The sequence below is a fragment of the Brevibacillus sp. AG162 genome (genome assembly GCF_006715575.1).
In the GTDB taxonomy this organism is placed as follows: domain Bacteria; phylum Bacillota; class Bacilli; order Brevibacillales; family Brevibacillaceae; genus Brevibacillus; species Brevibacillus brevis.
Genome location: NZ_VFNO01000003.1, coordinates 603,064 through 623,250, shown reverse-complemented (window position 1 = coordinate 623,250; position 20,187 = coordinate 603,064). Strand labels below are relative to the sequence as shown.

Here is a 20,187-nt window from a genome sequence, read left to right as displayed (position 1 = left end):
CTTCTCACTCGATATTATTTCACCGCTTCCAAATATTTTAAATCAATCAAACCATCGATCTTATTACTGGAAATATAGCCGGCTTCCTGGCTGATATCGGCCATTTCCTGAATGACTTTTTCATTGACCGCCGTTGTTACTTCCAAACGGGAAAAGGCTGCCTGCACTTCTTTTTTGCTCAGTTCTTTGCCAGTCAGACCTTTCAAATGCTTGATGATCAGGTCTTGGCTTTCTTCGGGATTTTCCTGAATGAATTTGACTGCCTTTTTATGTGCTTGCAGGTAGGCGGTTGCCAATCCTTCTCGTTTCAAAAATTCATCGCTGGCTGCTACGACAGTATTGGTTGATTCTTTCCCCCAAGCGAATTGATCCCAGTCCAAAAGCAATTTTCCTTCTGCCTGATTTTCCAGTACATATCCCCATGGCTCTTGAGTTGCTGCACCATCAACGGATTTTTGCACGAATAATGCTGCCGTATCTGCTGGAGCCGCAGCATACAGTTCCACATCTCCACCATTCGTCGTCGGTTTGAGACCAACCTCATTCAATGCTTTTCTAAGCATGACATCCTGTGTGCTGCCGATAACCGGAATCGCGATTTTTTTGCCTTTTAAATCTTTTAGTTCCGTAATATTGGTTGAACCATTCATGACGAGCACAGCTCCGCCATTGACCGCCCCTGAAATCAAGCGATACCCGGGGTGCTTCACATAAAAGTTCAACAGCGGTCCAGGTCCGACTGTCCCTACATCAATTGCTTTGGTTGCCATCGCTTCCATAAACAATCCGCCATTGGTGACCGTTTTTGTTTGAATCTTTACATCCGCACCAAAAGCTTCCTTGAAATAGCCTTTCTCCAGCGCGATAATCGTTGCGCTATGGGTCAGATTTGGGAAATATCCGATCCTTACTTCCTTCTCAGAGGATTCTGCTCCTCCAGTAGAGCACCCGCTCGCAACCCCCATCAACAATAGGGATGCGACAACGGTACTGAGCACTTTTTTAAGCATGTGACGACACACTCCTTAGGCCATTTTTCTTTTATGAATGGACTCCCCACTTCATCTGAACGTTGCGTTCGATGCGTGAAAAGACAACATTATCGACGATGGTACCGATGATCGCAATAATGATCATCACTGATATCACCAAATCCATTTGTCCAAGTGAACGTCCCATCTCGAGCAATTGACCGAGACCACCGCCACCCCCGAGCAATTCACCAGCCATAAGTGCCCGCCAGGAAAATGCCCAAGCGATTCGAAGCCCGGAGATGATCTGCGGTACGGAAGCAGGAAGAATGACTGTTCGTACAAAGTGAAAGCCAGACGAACCGTATGTCTTGGCGACTCGTTGATATAGCGGCGGGACATTTTTGAAACCGCTGGTAGCATTGACCGTCATCGTCCAGGTCGCCCCGATCGTCACGATGAACAAAATGGAGAAGTCATTTAAGCCAAACCAGATAATCGCAAGCGGGAACCAGACAATGCTCGGGATAGACTGAAGCGCTGTCACCACAAAGCCAAGCGTATCTTCTACGAGTTTGTACCTCCAAATGAAGTAACCCAATATCAGTCCGACGATAATGGCAATGAGAAAGCCCAACAGGATTCGTCCCATGCTTTTTCCAATCGCAGCGGTAATTTGCCCGCTTATCAAGCCATTTACGAGTGTTTCGAAAACCTGGGTCAAGCTAGGAAACATGAACGATGGGAGCCCAGATAATCTAGATGTGACTTCCCAGATCGCCGCTATCATAGCGATGAAGATGACCCGTCTTAAAGCTGTAGTCATTGCCCATTTCCTCCTTCAGCACCTTTTCTATCTCTTCTTGCAGGATCGACAGCACCTTCTGCTCGGTGCTTAATGTCACACTGTCCGGCATGACTCCATCGCGCATGGCAGGAACTGCAATGATCTCCTTGATTTTGCCGGGGCGTGTGGCAAAAACGACGATCTTCTCCCCAAGCTGAACGGCCTCTCGGATATTATGGGTCACGAAAAAAATCGTGACCTTGGTCGTCCGCCAAATCTCAAGCAACTCCTTATGAAGAACCATCCTCGTCTGTTCATCCAGCGCCGAGAACGGTTCATCCATCAGCAAAATATCGGGTTCCATGACAAGTGCCCGAGCTATGGCTACACGTTGCTTCATTCCGCCTGAGAGCTGATGGGGATAGGAATGAACATACTTGCTTAAATGGACCATTTTGAGCACTTCCAGCGCCTTTTCGTTGGCTTTCGCTGCAGACATTTTCTTCAACTTGAGCCCGTATGTAACATTTTCCAAAACAGTTAGCCATGGAAATAATCCCGCTTCTTGGAAAACGACGACTCTGTCGGGACCGGGCTTATTCACTTTGTTGCCAGCAACGTGTATGTCACCGCTGTCTGGTCGATCCAATCCGGCTATTAAGTAGAGCAGCGTCGATTTACCACAGCCAGAGGGGCCGACAATGGAAACGAAGCTGCCCTTTTCCACTTCAAGATTAATATCATCCAGCACCTTTACTTTTTGTTTCTGCTCATTCTCAAAATGTTTCGTAACATTATCAATAGTCAGATACATGACTGCACCTCTTTTTATTCCAACTTTGTCGATGGGGATTATGAATAAATAATGATTAATCCTATCGTTTTTGTCAACTATAATCCATAAAAAAGGGAAGGCGGCGGGCACCTTCTCCTATTCAATGCGGTAACCTAGTTTTTTGTGCAGCATTACATGGGTCTTCGTTTATCCACTCTTTTTCCCCTACAACTTCGTCGGATCAAATCTTCTCTCATCCAAATAAGCTCGCGCATGCCCCCAGAAATACTTGCTTGGCTGCATGTAGATTTCTAAGCCTGCCCGCTCGATTGTGCGGTTCGCCTCTTCATTCGCTTCTTTGAGGATTTGCTTTTCATCCACAGTCAAAACACGGCGCTCGTCCATAATCAGCTCACCATCGACAATGACATGGTTCACATCTCCACCAACTGCCTGATAGACGACACGATGGACATGCATGTTCTCCGGATTCAAGTGGGCCTGATGCATATTTACGGTAATGACATCCGCTTTTTTACCAGCTTCCAGTGACCCCAGTTCGTCATCCCAGCCGACACAGCGTGCCGCATCAATCGTGACCATTTCCAGCAGCTTGCCCGGCGGGAGGTAGTAATAATCACGCAGCGCCGCTTGTTGCAGCAGCTGCATTCTGCGCATGGCCTGGAACATGTCAAAAGGAGTCATCGGCGAGGTGCCGTCCGTCGTGATCGCAACAGTTGCTCCCATCTCCAGCAATTCCGTAATGGGAGTGCGTGCATTGATTTGACCAAAACCAGGAGAAGCACTCACATTCGTTCCTGTTTCGGCCAAAATTTTCGCCTCGTCAAAAGAAATTCCCCGACAATGCTGCAAGTGCACGTCTGGACCGAGCAGCGCGTACTCTTTGTCTTGAATCGCGAGGTGAATCATGCCTCCAAAAGCATCGGAATGGATGCGCGTGTCGTACTTTTTTGCAATCTCCCTGATTTTCCGCGCTTGGTAACGGTCAAAATCGGTTAAGCCAAACAATTGGTCAGCTGGTGTCGGATAGGACGGATTGACAGAGGTGACGATGACAAATGGCGTTATGTATGCTCTGGTTTTATCGTTATTTGCGTGATTCAGGGCTTCAATCACTGCTTCTGCTCCAGCAAGCACCTGCTCATACGTGACTTCCTTCGTTACTTTTTGTCCATCGACCCATCGGCTAAAAGGATGCGGCCACGGCGGATTGCAAGGACCTGTCGCTACGATTTCACGAACGCCAACCTCGTTATACGCTTTGGCGTGATTCAAGGCAAAGATCGGATCATCTGAGCGCGGCATCGAGCCTAGTACGCTAACGCCTGTCGTAATTCCAGCTTTAAGCCGCTCCAGTGCTGACAGCTTTCCCTCGTAGTACCAGAAATCGTCTGTCACGTAGTGCTTGTAAGTGTTGGTCATGATTGGCATCCAGTCGTTGATATTGTCTGTCGCAATCGTTTTGAACAGCGAATGTCCGCCATGACCATGTGCGTCAACGAAGCCTGGCAGTATACAATGATGCGCGCAGTCGACTACCTTTTGTGCAGGATACTTGTCTTTAAGAAGTGGAGTGTCGCCTACCTCCAAAATTCTTCCTTTATCTATGGCGACTGCCCCGTCTTGTAATACCCGACGGTCTTTGTCCATGGTAATGACTACGCCGTCCACGAGTAACAAATCGATCAAGTTGCATCTCCCCCAGCTTCAAGAATAAGGACGGTGCCCATGTCACCTACTCCCCTCCCTACACCTTACCGCAATTTCGACACCTTGTATTTGCAAGAAAATTACAACTTTTTATAATATGTTTACCTGTTGGTTCCAAATGGAAAACCACCTTCCCTTGAAGGAAAGATGGTTTGGAAGGTTTTAGGCATCCGCTTTTCGTTTGCGGAGGAAAAAAATGAGAAAGGCTACCCCCGTAAAAGCGAGTACAACATAAACGACATTGGAATAGAGATCGAAATAGTACAGAATGTCTTCCCACGATTCCCCCAGTAAATGACCAGCCATCACTAGGACGATGTTCCAAATAAACGTACCGAGTGTTGTAAACAGCAAAAACAGCGGGAAATTCATTTTGGTCATACCAGCTGGAATGGAAATCAGGCTTCTGATTAATGGGATCATGCGACAAAAAAAGATCGTCCAGTATCCGTAACGGTCGAACCATTCATTCGCTTTATGGATATCTGCCGTTTTAATGCGCAGAAGATGCCCCCATCTCTCTACGATCTTCTCTATTTTTTGGACGTCTAGGTAGAAACCGATTCCATAGAGCATGATTGCCCCGATCACCGAACCGATTGTAGCTGACAAGATTACGCCAAAAACCGTTAAGGATGATTGCGTCGTCATAAATCCACCGAAGGTCAAGATCACCTCAGAAGGTATGGGTGGAAAGATGTTTTCCAGTGCCATCATGAGTAAGATACCGAAGTAACTATATTGTTCAATAATTTGGGTCATCCAGTTCTGCATGTTATCCCTCACAATTATTTACCAATGCTTATCTCTTCAGTATAGAGACACGCGTTGCATAGTTCAATGAAAAGCGATAATCTTTTCCTTATTTCAATACGAAACAAGGAGGTCTTGGGTTACCCTTCCATTGAAAATTTTCATGTAGACTATTATCCCTTCTGACTAGACCAGTAAATCATGGTGTCGTCCCTCTTTATTTCTGTGAAGCCCATTTTGACTAATAATTTTGCGGAATCTATATTATCTAGCAAGCACTTCGCCGTAATCTTTTTCACATCTGGCTGCAACAACGCCCAATTCGCCAAGCCTTCTGCCGCCTCGTACGCATAGCCTTTTTTTCGTTCGGCTTCAATAATTCCATAGCCGATGTCCACTTCTCCCTCTGTATTCGGGGCTCCCTTGAACCCTGCATCACCGATGATCTTCCTACCATCTTTTGTAATGATCATCCACGATTCAAATCCTGTTGGTTCCCCTGCGAGTTCGAGTGCTTTGATGATTTTGGGTATCGTTTCCATCGCATCCTCATCAGGCCAGCCTTTGCCTAATGTAAGCCCCATATCCAATAACTCTTCGTAATTTTCTTGCAAAATATTCGTCGCTATTCTATGTGTAAATGGAATCAATATAAGCCGTTGTGTATGGATGCTTTTTTCATTCATGGGCAGGTACCCCTTCCTCTCAGTGAATCTCTCGGGCATCTAACATTATAGCATGATTTTCCATCCCTCTTTCTCAAACGAATGAAAGATTGATTAATTGGAATCTTTTCCGAATAATGAGAGATACCGAATGATGTTGGACACCACGAATATCCAGTTGATAAGGAGTGAGAAAATGTCCACAACGCTTAACACTGAGCTTGTTCGTATTCAGCCCTGGGCAGATCACGATCTTCCCTTGCTGCATCTTTTGAATGCGCCTGCCATGATGGAGCATGTTGGAGGTCCAGAGACAGAGGAGCAACTCCTCGCCCGGCACGAGCGATACGTCAATAAGGACGGTCAGCAATCCAGCAAGATGTTCAGCATCGTACTGCTGCCAGATCACATCCCTGTCGGAAGCATCGGCTATTGGGACCGCATCTGGCAAGGAGAACACGTATACGAAGTAGGCTGGAGCGTCCTGCCACCCTTTCAAGGGAAAGGAATCGCCTCTGCGGCTTTAGCCTCACTCATCACACGCATCAACCAAGAACGAAGACACAAGTTTATTCATGCCTATCCCTCTGTAGACAACCCTGCCTCCAATGCCATTTGCCGTAAGCTCGGTTTCACTCTGCAGTCTGAATGCGTCTTTGAATACCCTCCCGGAAGTTTTATGCGTTCCAATGATTGGCGATTAGAAGTTGCATCGGAACATTACCCCATTGAAAAAGTCCGTGAGCAATTCCCCGCACTACAACGAACCTACGAAGGCAAACCAGTTGTTTATCTGGATGGCCCAGGCGGCTCGCAAGTCGTAAAATCCTCTATGGACGCGATCTATCGTTTTATGGCGAACGGTGGAGCGAATTTACACGGCTCCTTTCCAACGAGCAAGGAGACAGAAGCCATCCTTGCAGATGCCAAGCAAGCCGTAGCAGACCTCTTCCACGTGAGGCCGAAGGAGGTAGCCTTCGGTGCAAATATGACCACGCTGACCTTTGCGATTGCGCGTGCACTAGGTCGGCATTGGAAAGAAGGGGATGAGATCATCGTCTCCGAGATGGATCACCGCGCCAATGTAGACCCGTGGCTGACTGTTGCCGCTGATCGCGGAATGACCGTTCGGTGGTTAAAGGTGAATAAAGAGACACTTACGTTACAGCTAGATGAGCTCGATACCCTCCTTACTTCCAGAACCAGACTTGTGGCAGTCGGGCTTGCATCCAATGCTGTCGGAACGATCCATGATCTCGCTGCCATTTCCCAAAAAGCACGTGCCAAAGGAGTCATTTTCGCCGTCGACGCCGTGCATGCGGTCCCTCACTTCTCCATCCATCGTGACGAGATTGGAGCCGATATCCTGCTCTGTTCAGCCTACAAGTTTTTTGGTCCTCATGTGGGAATCGCTGTCATCCGCAAAGAAATTTTTGAAGCACTCGATGTTTACAAATTGGTTCCTGCCCCCTCTTCTTATCCAGATAAACTGGAGACCGGAACACAAAATCATGAAGGAATCGCAGGAATCAGACCCGCTATCGAATTTGTTGCTTCGCTCGGTTTCGGTGATAGCTTTGCTGAAAAAATCCGCTCTGGTTACGAGATGATCGAAGCCTATGAAAATCATCTGGCAGATAAGCTGAGAAAAGAACTAAGCGCAATGAAGGGCGTCACACTCTATCAAGCGGGTGAAGATGTACCGAAAACACCGACGGTCGCTTTTCGGATCGAAGGGTTTAGTCCCCGAGAAATATGTGAGCGATTGTGCGAGGAGCATAGCATATTCGTTGCGGACGGGGACTTCTATGCGACAACACTCGCCAATTGTTTAGGAATCAATGAAAGTGGCGGCTGGATACGAGCGGGGCTGGCACCGTACAATACCCACGAGGAAATTGACCGCTTCATTCAAGGTATCAAAGCCATCATAAGGACATAATACAAGACCCGGGTCAGCGTTGACTCGGGTCTTCCCCGTATTTATCCATGAAGCCCGCCCTGAAACCTGGCGCGGGGGCGATAATGCCCGACCGGAATTTGAATCAAGCAGGTTTTCTCTTCTGTCTCTAGGTTGTAAAGATCATCGCAATTTTTTACGTCAAATCCGAGTAGCGGATGACCGCCCATTCCACACGTGAACGCTGCCAAAAGCAAGCGATGCACGACGATTCCCGCCTCCATCTGCTGGATGCGATACCCTCTAAACCCAAGCTGATTGATCAGATGATCGCGTTTACCCGCCACATGAAAGCAGAGCGGCACTTGATACAAATTCACATTGTCCAGGGTCATTCCGTCTTGAAGGCGTGCGCGTAAATCTCCATAGACAATCGGATAAAGAGCGTGCTCCAGTGGTTCGTAAGCGTATGCCCCATCTTGTATCCCTTCTACCTGATGAATGCTTACAAGGAGAGAAAGCCTTCTCCACGCTACTTCCTGATTTTTTCCCAAATCATTGCCATACGATAGAACACTCATCGCCATTTCCATGATACGCGCTACCTGATCTCGGCCTGTTTTCCTCCTGATAAAGTCCATTTCCGGTGAAAAACGCTCCCGTGAAAATTGCGCCAGATCATAGCTTGGTTTCTCCAACCGTGGGAGAAGGATTCGCTCTTCGGAACGACGAGTCCACTTGTTTTCCAAGTGATCCGAATAACTTGTAAACGAATGGGGAGATTCCTGCATGGCAGCTTCATTCATCCGCAAGAGCACAGGATATTGTCTCATTCTTTTTGAACGCATAACATGCACATGCTTTTGCTCAGGCAGTTCTCGGATTAGCTCGCTTGCCGTCTCCTCTCCTCGCTCTGCCCAATGTGCGGGTGAGTGCGAATGCCTCTCTCCTTCTGTTTGAAGCGATAAGGGGACTACCGCGTATACACTCTCTTGATCAACAGACAATCCCAGCAATGCATTCATCGCTCTATCTAGGAACTGGTAATGTACCGCATTCGTCACACCGAGCTGGTTTGCCATTTCCTGCAATTGCCCGAGCAGTACACCAGCATCAAGGCCCTGCAATCGATAGGAAAACTCATCATACTTGAAAAAGTTCTTCCAAAAATAGATGGATACGAACGCAACTCCAAAGCATGCATGTACCGGACAATGGCCACCAAGCGCCCGGCTAAGGACGTCATCAAAATTCCCTTCCCGCAATCGCACGAGTCTGTGATGAGCCACATCGTAGTGGTAGAGACCTGCAGGAATACTCGACAACTTCAAATACACGTACAGCTCACTCGGATAGAGCCCTCCCCCAGACGGAACCGGTCTTCGATTCGTTACGAGCGGCAAAAACGACTCAGATCCTGCATCTCCCGGAATCGTGGTTAACAACGATTGGCTGATTTGGATGAGTCCGTAGCTATACCATAACCAAGCACCCAATTGAGGAAGAGACATCTCTTGTGAAACCGTTTGATCTATGAGCGATAGAGGCACGTCCTCTGGCAGTGGAATGACAGGTAGTCCCCTGTACAGCTTGTATGTCAGTGGCGCATCCTCCCAATCCACTTCGAGATCACTTGGTCGGGCGTTTTCTGTATCAAAATGAAGGCGGTACAAAAAATTTTCGAGACTCATCCGGCTCACTCCCAGATGCATGTTATGGAAACGGATGCGGAAAAGGATTCAACTCTTCTACACGCAGTGGTTGTTTCGCGTAACCCAGCTTTACAGGAACCTCCAATGCTCTTTTCAATCCGGTTACTCGCGTGAGATGATGGCCAAAAGTCATCGGGAGCATGCCAGGAATCAATACACGCACGCAAGATAAGCCGTGGCGCTCGACTTCTGGTGTCGTTTGATCCACCACAATGACATTGAGATCCAATTTTTGGAACACACCGAGCAACTCCCGCAAATCGTCTGTTAGATCACGATGCTGCTTTCTTTTAGGAAATTGTTCAGCGAATGAGACCATCGGGCGGGAATCATCCATAAGAAAGGATAAGCGCTCCGCTGCTTCCGGCAAGCTGTAAAGCATCGCATGATCGTCCATCTTTTTCACCAAGGATGAATCATGGAGCATACGCAAATATTTGTCTCGATTCGCTTCGTACTTGTCTGTCAAAGGCATGAGCATGGCAGCCGTTTCGAAAATAGAGCTTTTTACAGCGCGGATGGGGTCTGGATGGGCTCCTGCTGCACAAACGAGGTGCAAGCCTGCCTCTCCGCGGTTTTTCGCAATCGTCCATACAGCAGGAATTCCATTTTCCATTGTCGCATCGAACAAGTACAAATCGTAATTGGTAACGGTCTGCATCCGATCGATCAACAGAAGCAATTCCCGATCGTTGACCGAAGCCGGATCGAGGCGCGGCAATGGCAATTTGGCATACCAGGTCATCAAGAAAGCATCTCGCTCCACCACTTCGAGGATGCCGTAAAAGATCGCCTCCTCCAAACTCCCACCTAACGCACAGCCATTGGAGGTCTCAAATACAACTCCCTCCCCGAATCCCATACTGTAGTAGGCCATGAGCTCAGGTACTAGAATGGGTCGCTCTTCTTTAAAGGAATAACCCCATACCCAGTTCATATCTTGCTTGGGATCAAACGGCTGAAACGGAAAATCAGGCAGGGCATACTGCTCTTCTGAATGGGTTCCCGCTGTCGTCGGATCAAGTGCATGCGGCGCAAGGTTTGCATAGCAGTCGCGCACCATCGTCCTCTTGCCACGCGGCATCAGCCCACAATATCTTTCCATTCCTTCTAAAATCGCTGTTATCTCACTATCCGCGTACGAAACAGACCTTCCGGCCGTACCCTCGTCATGTGAAAATAACGGAAGATTGACACTTACATCTGCGAACACAGAGACAAGATCACGTACTTTCCCATTCAAAAATCCAGTACGGGAATCCAAAAATTCGGTGGGGAGAGCTTGTTTCAAATCGGCTATGGGTTTTGTCCGGTAGCTGTCCGGACTTTGCTTTACAATAGGCTTCAAGCGTACTCTAGCCTGCTCTTCAGAATCCTCAGGCAGCCGACTGCATACCGGACATAACGGATTCGGCAAAAAGAAGTGGCGTGTGCTTGTCAATGTTTGTAAATCAATGAATTGGATATGCTCTGACAACTGGGCTTGCCTGCCCTCAACTATGCGTTCAACCTCCGCACTCACATGAAATGCCACCTGTAACAACCCAGAGCGAGATGACCACGGGTCACGCGGTATGCCGCCTTTTTCGCTGAACATGTGTTGTACCTTCCACATTTCTTTGCGATCGCGTCCCGCCATCAGTCGCCGTATATCTGCACACTGGGAGCACCCTGTTTGACCTGGAAGAACCAACGGACCTACGATTGCCTCCCCAAATGAAACAAAGCCGCGAAGCCACGGGATATTTGTTTGACGAAAATGTTTTTCTGCCTGCAAATGCAAAGCGGGATGGTACGTATCTTGTAACAGGAGAGCCAAATCTGCTCCGCTTGTCGCAGACTCCATGTTTTCACTGTGCCACACGCGATAGTCCTTCCTCAAACGTTCTGAAACCAGCTCTGCCAAAACACCGTCTCCGATGACAAGAATGTCAGCGCTCATCGAGGCACCTCCCTCGAGAGCAGCAAGGCGAATACGCCACCAAGGTCTTCTTCCAGGAAAGGCTCCATCGCGGCATTCATTACCCGAGGAGAAAGGTGATGAAGGGCCAGCACCTCGACAGCTTGTTTCCAGACCTCTTTTTCCGATTCTTTCTGAACGCTGTTGCGTGCAACTTCGATGGCTTCACCCGTCAACCCAACAGATTGCGCTGTCAACACATACTTGGACATTTGATTGGTTGGGGTCTGAATCTGTTGCAAGGCATACATCAGCGCTGATCGCAGTGCCTCTCGCTCCTGCAAGCCAATACTCCCGTACCATCCCGTGCTCGTTTCCACCCAATACACCGAAAATCCGAACACCTCATGCCCCTTTGCAATCGTTGGTTTTTCACCCAACGTAGTAAATGACCGGATATAAAATTGGCATCTTTCATCAGCAATTGTGTCAGTGTGGACAGGTCTCGCTGTTGGCTGTCTCCCTTTCATGTCTGCTGCATACGTAAGCGTCAAGCAATGCCGCAGTGCACGATTAAGTCCTTCTGCTGCCGTTTCCCCTGCTCCGACTCCGATATTGCCATTTCCTACATTTCGAAAAGCTGAATCTATGGCTGCGAGGTGGTTCACCATTCTTCCAACGTACATTTCTGCCCCAAGCAGTCCCGCTTCTCTTCGTGCCTCCTCATGGGTATAACCTGGGCAGACGATTTGCGGCATAAGCTCCGCCGGGCCTTCTGAGACAGGATCGACTGCTGTAACATTACACTGCGTGAGCGGTAATTGCGTGAGCTCGCCCTCATCCCAACTGTGAAAAATTCCGGTATCCGATGAGGTCCACGACTGAAACAGAGACTGTAGTCCTTCCTTTGGCTCCGTCTCATTGGATAGCCGTGATTCAAGCTCCTTTCTATCCAATACCTCCAGCCTCATTCCTTCCTTCACCATCGGATGGGGCAGGAATGATCGCCAGCTTCCTTCCAATGTCTCCAGATTCAGTACATACACCTTGTTTTCATCCTCATTGTCATTGACGCCAGTAACATGTTTGAACCATTCGAACACAGCGACGTTCGCTAGCATCGCTGCTGCCGTCATCGAGAATGGATGTTGATCGGGGTCCGCACACAAGGTCTGTCGGTGCAAACGACGCCAAGCCGATTCTAAGCAAGCTTCTGATTCGGGATGAATCAACGGTCCGGCTATTCCTTTTTGCATCAGACAAACGGCAGGAACAAATACTTTCTTCCTCTCTCTGCACGCGGAATGAATGACGCTTATTTCATCCTTGTTCACTTGCGCTGATGTGTACAAAACAGCAGAGAAAGGCTCAATGGCCTCCGACCACTCCGCAATCCCCCACGACGCTGGTTTGAGCTCCTCCAGCTTGACGTGCGGGTCTTTCCTGCGAGCATGCTCTATGATTGCGTCTAATCGCTCCCGCTTCGTAGGAGCTTCATTCGTAATGACATAATGGAATTGAACGCAGCCTGATTCTAGCAAGGCGTGGGCAATAGAAAGGAGAAAGGAACCTGCCCCAACTATTAATACTTTTTCCGTACGATATTTTTGAAACAAATATCCACCCGATCCGCCAAACTGGTCCAAAAATTCAATCTGTTCCGCATAGGCCGATATGATTTCTGGCGATAGTTCATGTGGCTTCTCTCGACTGATGTCTTGAAGAAATCCATTTTGTAAAAGCGTACCCGCTACCTGGTATATTTGCTGTTGGTATTCTTCCGGCAAATCGTCGGTCAATTGTGCCAGCGTGTACTCACCATTAAACATCGGCATGAGCTGGTCAACCCATCGTTCAATCATGTCCCCCTTCATTCGAAATGTTCCGATGTTATTCCGAAAGTATACACTCCCATCTGAATCAGGCAGATAAACCGTATCCCGCTTCACTTTTATGCGCATCGAAGGATTCAGCTTAACCATTCTCCTCCCCCTTTTTGTGCCAGATCAGCCCTTTTGCTACATGATGTGTCACAGTCATTTTATGTAGAATACTTTGTCTCACATGCCAGCAAGAAAAACAAAGCCCCTGCCAATCCGTCATTCTGGCAGGGGGCTTCATTCGGATCGTGGTTAGAAAATATCGCCATTTAGACGATAAAGCATGGGAAGAAGCAAGTGCAGCTGCACGTACAGAAGCAGGAACAGCTACAGGAGCAGAAACAGGAACAACTGCAACTACAACGCCCGCAACGGCCGCATCCACATCTACCACATCCACATCTACCACATCCACATCGCCCGCGAACAAGCGTCGCTTCATTCATCTTTTGTTTATCCCAGGGCTGCACTTTATCCGCTTTTATTTCGGAAGCCTTTAGTTTTTTTAGCTCTTTTTTGAAATCATCCATTCATCTTCACCTCCGCCACTTCATGGAGCTACTCTAAATTTATGAAGCGACATTGGGTATTTGTTCCATGATCAGGCGCCCATTTTTGGTTGAACATGAGAAGAACCAGCTATGCTGCAAGATTCCCAGACAAAAAAGAAACCGCCCTCAAAGTGAAGGCAGCTTGGATGATCACTGATTTACAGTTTGAAGATAATCCCCATGAGCGAGTAAATAATCACCGTTGAGAACAGCACCGTCATATGGATCAGCGAATAAATAAACATCGTTTTCGACCATTTCTGAGAATCCATTTTCCGGTATCCAAAAACACTCAGAACCAGCCATAGAATATTCAGGAGCAGGGCCATAAACGTAAGACCAGCGCTCAATGACCAGAATAGAAAACTGCTGGCAATTAAAATAACCAAATAGACATTTGTTTGAATGTAGGTACGTCTTGCACCTTTGACCACAGGCAACATAGGAACCCCAGCCGCTTTGTACTCATCATGCTTGCGAATCGCGATCGCATAGAAGTGAGGCATCTGCCAAATGACCATGATGATAAAGAGACCGAGGATAGCAGGATGTGTGATATCTGGGTGAATGGCTGCCCAACCGATGAGCGGCGGCATTGCGCCAGAAATACTCCCTACCTCCGTATTGTAAACCGTTCTTCTTTTTGTCCACATCGTATAAGGCACGACATAAAAAAACAGTCCGAGAAAACCCATAATAGCAGCCAACGGTGTTGCCAACACAAGAGCCACCAAGCCAAAAATCGTCATCAAGGAGGCGAGCCATAAAACTGTCTTCGTTGATATTTCCCCTGTCACCGTAGGTCTGTTTTTCGTCCGCTCCATGACAGAATCGATATCGCGATCATACACGTTATTAAATGCACCCGCTGCGCCCATGATTAAAATAGAGCCAATTGTAGCAAATAAGATTTCTGGCAGCTTATCTATTAGACTGAAGTGATACGTATATAAAGCCAATGTTAATCCGGCAAACATCGGAATCAGATTCGATTTGATAATCCCCGTCTTAACCGTTTGCGCCAAAATATTGGACATAGGCCGATTCCGCGTTGCAACGCTTTCTTCCCTCTGCATTCGTACACTGTCCCCTCTTACTAGATGATCTATATCTATCGTACTCCAAAATAGCATGACATAGTAGACGGTTAAATCCTACAAAACTGCCATTTGTATCTTACATACCAATAAGGATTTAAATACTATATGGAATGTTAATTCTATATGGTATGATTGTCAAGAGAAGGAGGCGGACGAATGAACAGACGCAGATTAACCCAAGCAGAGCGTAAACAGGAAACAAGGCAATTGCTCATAGACGCAGCAATTGAGACCTTTGCTCAGTTAGGCTTCCACGGGGCTTCCGTTGATAAAATCGCAGACCATGCTGGTTTTACCAAAGGAGCTGTTTATGCTCATTTCCAGTCCAAAGAAGATCTCTTTCTCGCTATTTTGGAAGGTCAAATGCAATTACATGTGTCCAATATCCATCACGTAATTGATCACCAGCCATCATTATCGCATTTTATAGAGGCCATGGACGCCTATTTTATGTCCGTTCAGCAACAAAATCGCACGTGGAACATGCTGAACCTGGAATTTTTGCTTTATGCCATGCGCGAAGAATCTGTTCGCAAGCGATGGTCGAACATGATCATAGAGTCGGTACAGCATCTTTCCAAGGCCATACAGACATTGATGCCAAAAGAAAGTGACTCTACTCTATCCGCGGATGAAATGGCATGGACGATTCTGGCTCTTGAGAATGGCATGACCATCTTTTATTACATGAGCGGCGACCAGGTCCCCTTGTCTTTATACGGAAAAGCTTTGCAAAACATGCTATCGTCAAAATAGCGAGTGCCCTATGCTAGATCGTTTCTGACTGAGCAGCCCGTTGCTTCATGATCCGATTGACTCTCTCAGAACCATAGAGTATGAACACAATGTAGAAGGCTGTAAAAAACGGTAAAATTGAAACGGTCGTCTGTGTAGCAAGCCACCCTAGCAACGGAGGCAGAAGTGTGGCACCCGTGTACGCAACCGCCATCTGATAGCCCATCAGCTTTTGCGTTTGCTCTTTCCCAAAGCGTTCGGGGGTATCATGCAGCATACAGGGATAAATCGGAGCGAAGCCTAGCCCGAGCAACAGTAAACCGATCTGCGAATAGTAGGTTGGTAATGGCAACATCAACAGCGCTGCCCCAGCGAATGATACAAGAAGTCCACTGCGAATCAGGACGCGGTTGCTCACTTTGAAGGTAACAAAGCCCGTGATAAATCGCCCAACAGTAATGCCACCATAATACATGGCTACCCACACCGCCGCCACAGCCACGGGTAGCTCTTTCACATTTACCAAAAAGCTGCTCCCCCATAATCCCACCGATGCTTCAGCCCCACAATAGAAGAGAAAGCTCAGCAAAGTCAGCTTGACGCCTTTTGTCCGTAACGGTTGTTCGCTCTGCCCACCAAACGGCTGACCCTGTGACTCTTTGACAGCATGGCTCTGCATGTTCTCCATCCGTTTCCACAAAGGAAGTGTAAACGCTAGCAGAATGACTAACCCAAATTGTATAAGCGAAACGGTCAAGTATCCATTCCGCCATAAACCATGATCACGAATAAAACCAGACATAATAATGGGGCCAAGCGTAGCACCCACACCCCAGAAGCAATGCAGCCAGCTCATATGATGTGCTTGGTAATGCGTGGCGACATAATGATTCAGTGCAGCATCAACAGACCCAGCACCGAGTCCAAGCGGCAATGCCAATACCATCAACCATATAATGGAAGGGGAAAAATAAAAGCCGAGCAAGGCTGCCGCTGTCATCAAGCAACTAATCAGCGTAATCTGTCCAGTACCGAGCCGTTTTAATAAAGCTCCGCTTGCCAAGCTTGACACGATCGTACCAGATGAAATCACAATGGTGATCACACCCGCTACACCGAATGCCGCACCATATTCTGCTTGCATGACCGGCCAAGCTGCCCCCAGTAACGAATCAGGAAGGCCCAAGCTGATAAACGACAAGTAAATCATGATCAAAAAGAATGTTGCCACGATCCCCGCCCCCTGGTCGTTTTTACATACTTACTGTGAGTCTATTCAGCAATTTCTCTCCCTCTGTTTTGAACCGCTTGTTCTTTTCGAGAAATTCGTTCACTTCATTTAATTGGGCTGGTCGGTAGCCTGGACCACCACAGCCACAGGAATGATAGGTAAACCCATGCTGATAGAGGATTTCAACCTTTTTCCACTGCTTCACATCCGTTTGCTTCGGAGCCTTGAAATCATGCCCCATATCCTTCATTCCCTCACCACATTGCGGACAGCTATGCTCGATCTTGTTCCACTCTTCCTCCGTCAGCTCATACTTGGAGGTTTGCTTGAAAACTTTTCGGCAAGGGAAACAGGCGTATATTTGTTTGTACGGACCATACATCCCATATCGACACATGATGATCAACCCCTATCCCATTCATCTGCCAGCTTCTCTTTCAATTGGATGGCGAGCATTCTCCAACGTTTTCGCTCCTCCGATTCCGTAGTTTCTTCCTCGTCCATCTCCAACCAATAGTCGGCATCCATCAACTCATACATATCCAAAAGAGTGATCGTTGCACAGGCAGGATTCTCAAAAGCCGCAATCATCGCCTCAGGTCCGTCATCCCAGTTGTAGCCATTCACCACAGCGTGAAGAAGAACAGATAAATCAAGCTGACTGATTTTCTTGCGCCGCTTGCCCTCAGATTCCTCATATAAAATGTCGTCCACCGCTTCCTCTTCCTCAGTAGACAGTGTTAGACGTACGGCGCCTTTCGTTTCGAGCAGCAGGTCTGCTATAGCTTTATCCATCCTGGCCGCATTCCAAGCAGTCGCCAAAATGCCATGCTTAGAATCAAGCTCAGCTCCCTGTTGCAGCAATCGTTTTACGGCTTCGACTTGCTTGAATTTGACGGCTTTTTTCAATGCTGTATCACCAAGTTTGTCTTCCGCCTCCAGCTCTGTGCCTTTATCCAATAGCATCTGAATCGCTTCCACCGGCATTCGGTTTGTGATAAAAAGCATCAGCGGTGTTCGTCCGCGTTGATCTCGTTCGTTGATATCCAATTGATCCACCGCTGCTCGCACGATCTCAAGATCCTTTGTCTTGCTGACGGTTGCCCAATCCATCCGGCTTCCTCTCCTCTTCTTCTCTATAGACAACTCCCGTTCCGGTATTGCTATGTATCCCCTTTTTTGACAAGCGTACTACCGATGAAGTAAAAGCTCAAAGGCGCCCCCTTTTTGTCAGGCTGCCACCCCAGCTTGAGCGCCTCTTCAATGATAGCCGCAACGTCAGCTGGCTTTATCACTCTCATATCCAAATGCTGCACAAGTGGAAACTCCGCCCAAAAATCATTCACATCTGATTTGACATACACGCGAATCAGTTGCCCCATTCCTTCATTGTGCTGAATCGTCAAAGCAAGCAGACCCTTCGCTGCTGGGCTAATGACCCAACGATATCGCTGCTCTCCTACCGTTATACCCCGTGTGCCTTTTTTGGGTAATGCCATAGCTGCCTCCTCATTGAGAGTAAATGTTTATCAGTTCTGCCAAATACGTTTTTATTCCATTCAATATTTCGGGTGAATGCTGGACCGTCACTTCTTTCCCCAACCCAATCAAAAACTTTGAAAAAAACAAGATGTCACTTCTCGCTACATTTCCTTCCAACCAACCACTCCCATCCTGCCGCACATGCAGCATGGATGCAAGCCAAAGTTCAGCCTCACAAGCCTGCACACCCTCAGTGGTCAGCTCTGCAAATAAGTGGACGGTGTCCTGATCCTCGACGGTTTTGACCTGTCTATTTTCCAAGTGAATGTCTCGAAGATCCAACGGCTTCGATGCCGATACCGATTGTTCGGCAGAGAGGATACGGTCACAACGAAACACGCGAATATGTTTCTGTTGAAAACAATAAGCCGGGCTGTACCATAGACCGTTTTTTGTATAAATTCCAATCGGCTGTATGTCCCGTGTGGATTGTTGTCCGCGCGATTCATAAGTGATGCTGAGCACTTTTTGTTGGATGGCGGCATCCAGCAGAGTGGATAAATGCGGAGAGCTGGCTTGCCGCTTCGGTGTCACGAAATCAACGCGGCGTTTCATTTGATCAATGCGATCACGAATGTCCGGCGGCATAAATTGATAAAATTTGTTCAGCGCCGAAGAGGATTCTGTCTCAAACGGCAGAGAGGTATGGTGTCGAAGAGCATGGATCGCGAAAAAGATTGCGACCGCCTCCTCCTCTGAGAATGCAATCGGCGGCAAAATCCTTTCCTTCAAAACATGATATCCACCATGCGGTCCCACCTCCGAGTACAAAGGTACCCCTAACTCACTCAGCTCTTGTAAGTCCCTTAGAATCGTTCGCCCTGATACGCCAAATTCGGCAGCAAGCTCACTCACAGTAAACTTGCGCTTCCGGTTGACAGTCATCATCATTTCCAGCAGTCGTTTTGATTTCGGCATGACATAACTCTCCACATGTTTTTATTATGACAATTCCTGTCACTATTATCTGTTATGGTGAAGGAGAAGTCGAGTTGGACATGATGCTGATGATAAATAAGGAGGAATTGTGTATGCTTCAGCCACAAGAAAACGGTATGGTAACGAGAAAATATTTCCAATCAGGTAACGTAAAACTATCTTACCTCGATTTTGGCGGGGACAGTCAAAGAGTTTTGCTCCTGCTGCATGGTCATATGAATGATGCACGAACATTTTCAGAGTTTGCTTCCAGATTCACAGATTGGCGCGTGATTGGATTGGATCAACGCGGTCACGGCTGGAGTGAGCATGCCCCAGATACGGATTATTCACGTGAAGGCTACCTCAACGACATTCTCGCCTTTGTTCAGACCGTTTTGGACGGAGCTCCTGTTACGATCGTTGGGCATTCTTTAGGAGGTGTCAACGCTTATCAATTTGCTGCTCATTATCCGGAGCTTGTGAACGCGGTCATTGTGGAAGATATCGGAGTAGAAATTAAGGCCGACTTATCCTTTGCAGAAAAACTCCCACATCGCTCCCCTTCTTTACACGATCTAAGAAAATCACTCGAAGAAGTCGGCGTTCGGGCGGTCGATTATTTTTCGGAAAGCGTGTTTGAGGATGAACAAGGCTGGGGATTCCGTTCTGATTTAAAAGGCATGCCTATTTCTCAACGACACATTGACGGAGAATGGTGGAGCGATTGGCTAGCGTCTTCTTGCCCGATCTTGCTGATTCATGGCCAAAAAAGCTTTGTATTGGATGAAAATCAAGCCGATCGCATGGTGACGCAAAGACCAAACACAAAGCTTGCAAGTTTTGCTGAGTGCGGGCATGATATCCATTCTACGGACCCTGACGGATACTATCGGGCTGTAAGAAGCTTTCTCGACGAGTTGAAATAATAGACGATGCACGCATAAAAGGGGGGAAGAGACATCGGAAAGTCTCTACCTCCCTTTTTAAGGCTCCTCCATAACAAACAGCCAACCCTCTAAGGATTGGCTGTAAA

At 47.6% G+C, this 20,187-nt stretch carries 19 protein-coding genes; 3 read left to right on the top strand and 16 right to left on the bottom strand.

The window, feature by feature from the left end:
• Positions 1-14: 14 nt before the first annotated feature.
• From FB479_RS12940 to FB479_RS12915, 6 genes are all read right to left on the bottom strand, one after another.
• A complete protein-coding gene (locus FB479_RS12940) occupies positions 15-1,010 on the bottom strand; it encodes an aliphatic sulfonate ABC transporter substrate-binding protein (RefSeq protein WP_142065484.1) in 996 nt (331 codons plus the stop codon).
• A gap of 31 nt (positions 1,011-1,041) precedes the next feature.
• Positions 1,042-1,797, bottom strand: a complete 756-nt coding sequence (locus FB479_RS12935) for an ABC transporter permease (RefSeq protein WP_020477521.1) — start codon at positions 1,795-1,797, stop codon at positions 1,042-1,044.
• Complete coding sequence (locus FB479_RS12930) at positions 1,730-2,572, bottom strand: ABC transporter ATP-binding protein (protein WP_142065482.1); 843 nt, start codon at positions 2,570-2,572, stop codon at positions 1,730-1,732. The genes FB479_RS12935 and FB479_RS12930 overlap by 68 nt, the downstream gene beginning before the upstream one ends.
• Before the next feature lie 186 nt (positions 2,573-2,758).
• A complete protein-coding gene (locus FB479_RS12925) occupies positions 2,759-4,243 on the bottom strand; it encodes an amidohydrolase family protein (protein WP_185746361.1) in 1,485 nt (494 codons plus the stop codon).
• 183 nt (positions 4,244-4,426) lie between these two features.
• Entirely contained in the window at positions 4,427-5,038 is a 612-nt protein-coding gene (locus tag FB479_RS12920; RefSeq protein ID WP_106655137.1) for a DedA family protein, read from the bottom strand.
• 152 nt (positions 5,039-5,190) lie between these two features.
• Positions 5,191-5,703, bottom strand: coding sequence for a GNAT family N-acetyltransferase (locus FB479_RS12915; RefSeq protein WP_106655136.1), 513 nt, complete (start codon positions 5,701-5,703; stop codon positions 5,191-5,193).
• A 175-nt stretch (positions 5,704-5,878) separates the two neighbouring features.
• Between FB479_RS12915 and FB479_RS12910 the strand changes: the two genes are divergently transcribed.
• A complete protein-coding gene (locus tag FB479_RS12910; protein ID WP_142065480.1) occupies positions 5,879-7,624 on the top strand; it encodes a cysteine desulfurase-like protein in 1,746 nt (581 codons plus the stop codon).
• A 41-nt stretch (positions 7,625-7,665) separates the two neighbouring features.
• Here FB479_RS12910 and FB479_RS12905 read toward each other — a convergent pair whose 3' ends face one another.
• From FB479_RS12905 to cyoE, 5 genes are all read right to left on the bottom strand, one after another.
• A complete protein-coding gene (locus FB479_RS12905) occupies positions 7,666-9,273 on the bottom strand; it encodes a SagB family peptide dehydrogenase (RefSeq protein ID WP_142065478.1) in 1,608 nt (535 codons plus the stop codon).
• Positions 9,274-9,295: 22 nt separating this feature from the next.
• Positions 9,296-11,236 carry a TOMM precursor leader peptide-binding protein gene (locus FB479_RS12900; RefSeq protein WP_142065476.1) on the bottom strand — a complete coding sequence of 647 codons (1,941 nt, stop codon included), beginning with the start codon at positions 11,234-11,236 and terminating at the stop codon, positions 9,296-9,298.
• Entirely contained in the window at positions 11,233-13,176 is a 1,944-nt protein-coding gene (locus FB479_RS12895; RefSeq protein WP_142065474.1) for a putative thiazole-containing bacteriocin maturation protein, read from the bottom strand. Before FB479_RS12895 ends, FB479_RS12900 begins: the two co-directional genes overlap by 4 nt.
• 167 nt (positions 13,177-13,343) lie before the next feature.
• Positions 13,344-13,604: a heterocycloanthracin/sonorensin family bacteriocin gene (locus FB479_RS31270; protein ID WP_106655131.1), complete on the bottom strand. Its 261-nt coding sequence runs from the start codon at positions 13,602-13,604 to the stop codon at positions 13,344-13,346.
• Positions 13,605-13,783: 179 nt separating this feature from the next.
• Positions 13,784-14,701, bottom strand: a complete 918-nt coding sequence (gene cyoE, locus FB479_RS12885) for a heme o synthase (protein ID WP_142065472.1) — start codon at positions 14,699-14,701, stop codon at positions 13,784-13,786.
• 180 nt (positions 14,702-14,881) lie between these two features.
• Between cyoE and FB479_RS12880 the strand changes: the two genes are divergently transcribed.
• On the top strand, positions 14,882-15,481 hold the full coding sequence (locus FB479_RS12880; protein ID WP_106655129.1) for a TetR/AcrR family transcriptional regulator: 600 nt from the start codon (positions 14,882-14,884) through the stop codon (positions 15,479-15,481).
• A gap of 13 nt (positions 15,482-15,494) precedes the next feature.
• Here the strand turns inward: FB479_RS12880 and FB479_RS12875 are convergent, their stop codons facing one another.
• The 5 genes from FB479_RS12875 to FB479_RS12855 are packed head-to-tail and all read right to left on the bottom strand — an operon-like array spanning position 15,495 to position 19,151.
• The gene (locus tag FB479_RS12875; protein ID WP_142065470.1) at positions 15,495-16,691 is read right to left on the bottom strand and encodes an MFS transporter; all 1,197 of its coding nucleotides are present in this window, start codon (positions 16,689-16,691) and stop codon (positions 15,495-15,497) included.
• A 22-nt stretch (positions 16,692-16,713) separates the two neighbouring features.
• Positions 16,714-17,088, bottom strand: a complete 375-nt coding sequence (locus FB479_RS12870; protein WP_142065468.1) for a hypothetical protein — start codon at positions 17,086-17,088, stop codon at positions 16,714-16,716.
• A gap of 5 nt (positions 17,089-17,093) precedes the next feature.
• Positions 17,094-17,804 carry a DUF4274 domain-containing protein gene (locus FB479_RS12865; RefSeq protein WP_142065466.1) on the bottom strand — a complete coding sequence of 237 codons (711 nt, stop codon included), beginning with the start codon at positions 17,802-17,804 and terminating at the stop codon, positions 17,094-17,096.
• A gap of 50 nt (positions 17,805-17,854) precedes the next feature.
• Positions 17,855-18,190, bottom strand: a complete 336-nt coding sequence (locus FB479_RS12860) for a hypothetical protein (protein ID WP_142065462.1) — start codon at positions 18,188-18,190, stop codon at positions 17,855-17,857.
• Positions 18,191-18,200: 10 nt separating this feature from the next.
• Positions 18,201-19,151, bottom strand: coding sequence for a helix-turn-helix transcriptional regulator (locus FB479_RS12855; RefSeq protein WP_142065460.1), 951 nt, complete (start codon positions 19,149-19,151; stop codon positions 18,201-18,203).
• Positions 19,152-19,264: 113 nt separating this feature from the next.
• Between FB479_RS12855 and FB479_RS12850 the strand changes: the two genes are divergently transcribed.
• Positions 19,265-20,080 (top strand): alpha/beta fold hydrolase, encoded by an 816-nt coding sequence (locus tag FB479_RS12850; protein WP_142065458.1) that lies wholly within the window; start codon positions 19,265-19,267, stop codon positions 20,078-20,080.
• The last annotated feature ends 107 nt before the right edge of the window (positions 20,081-20,187 follow it).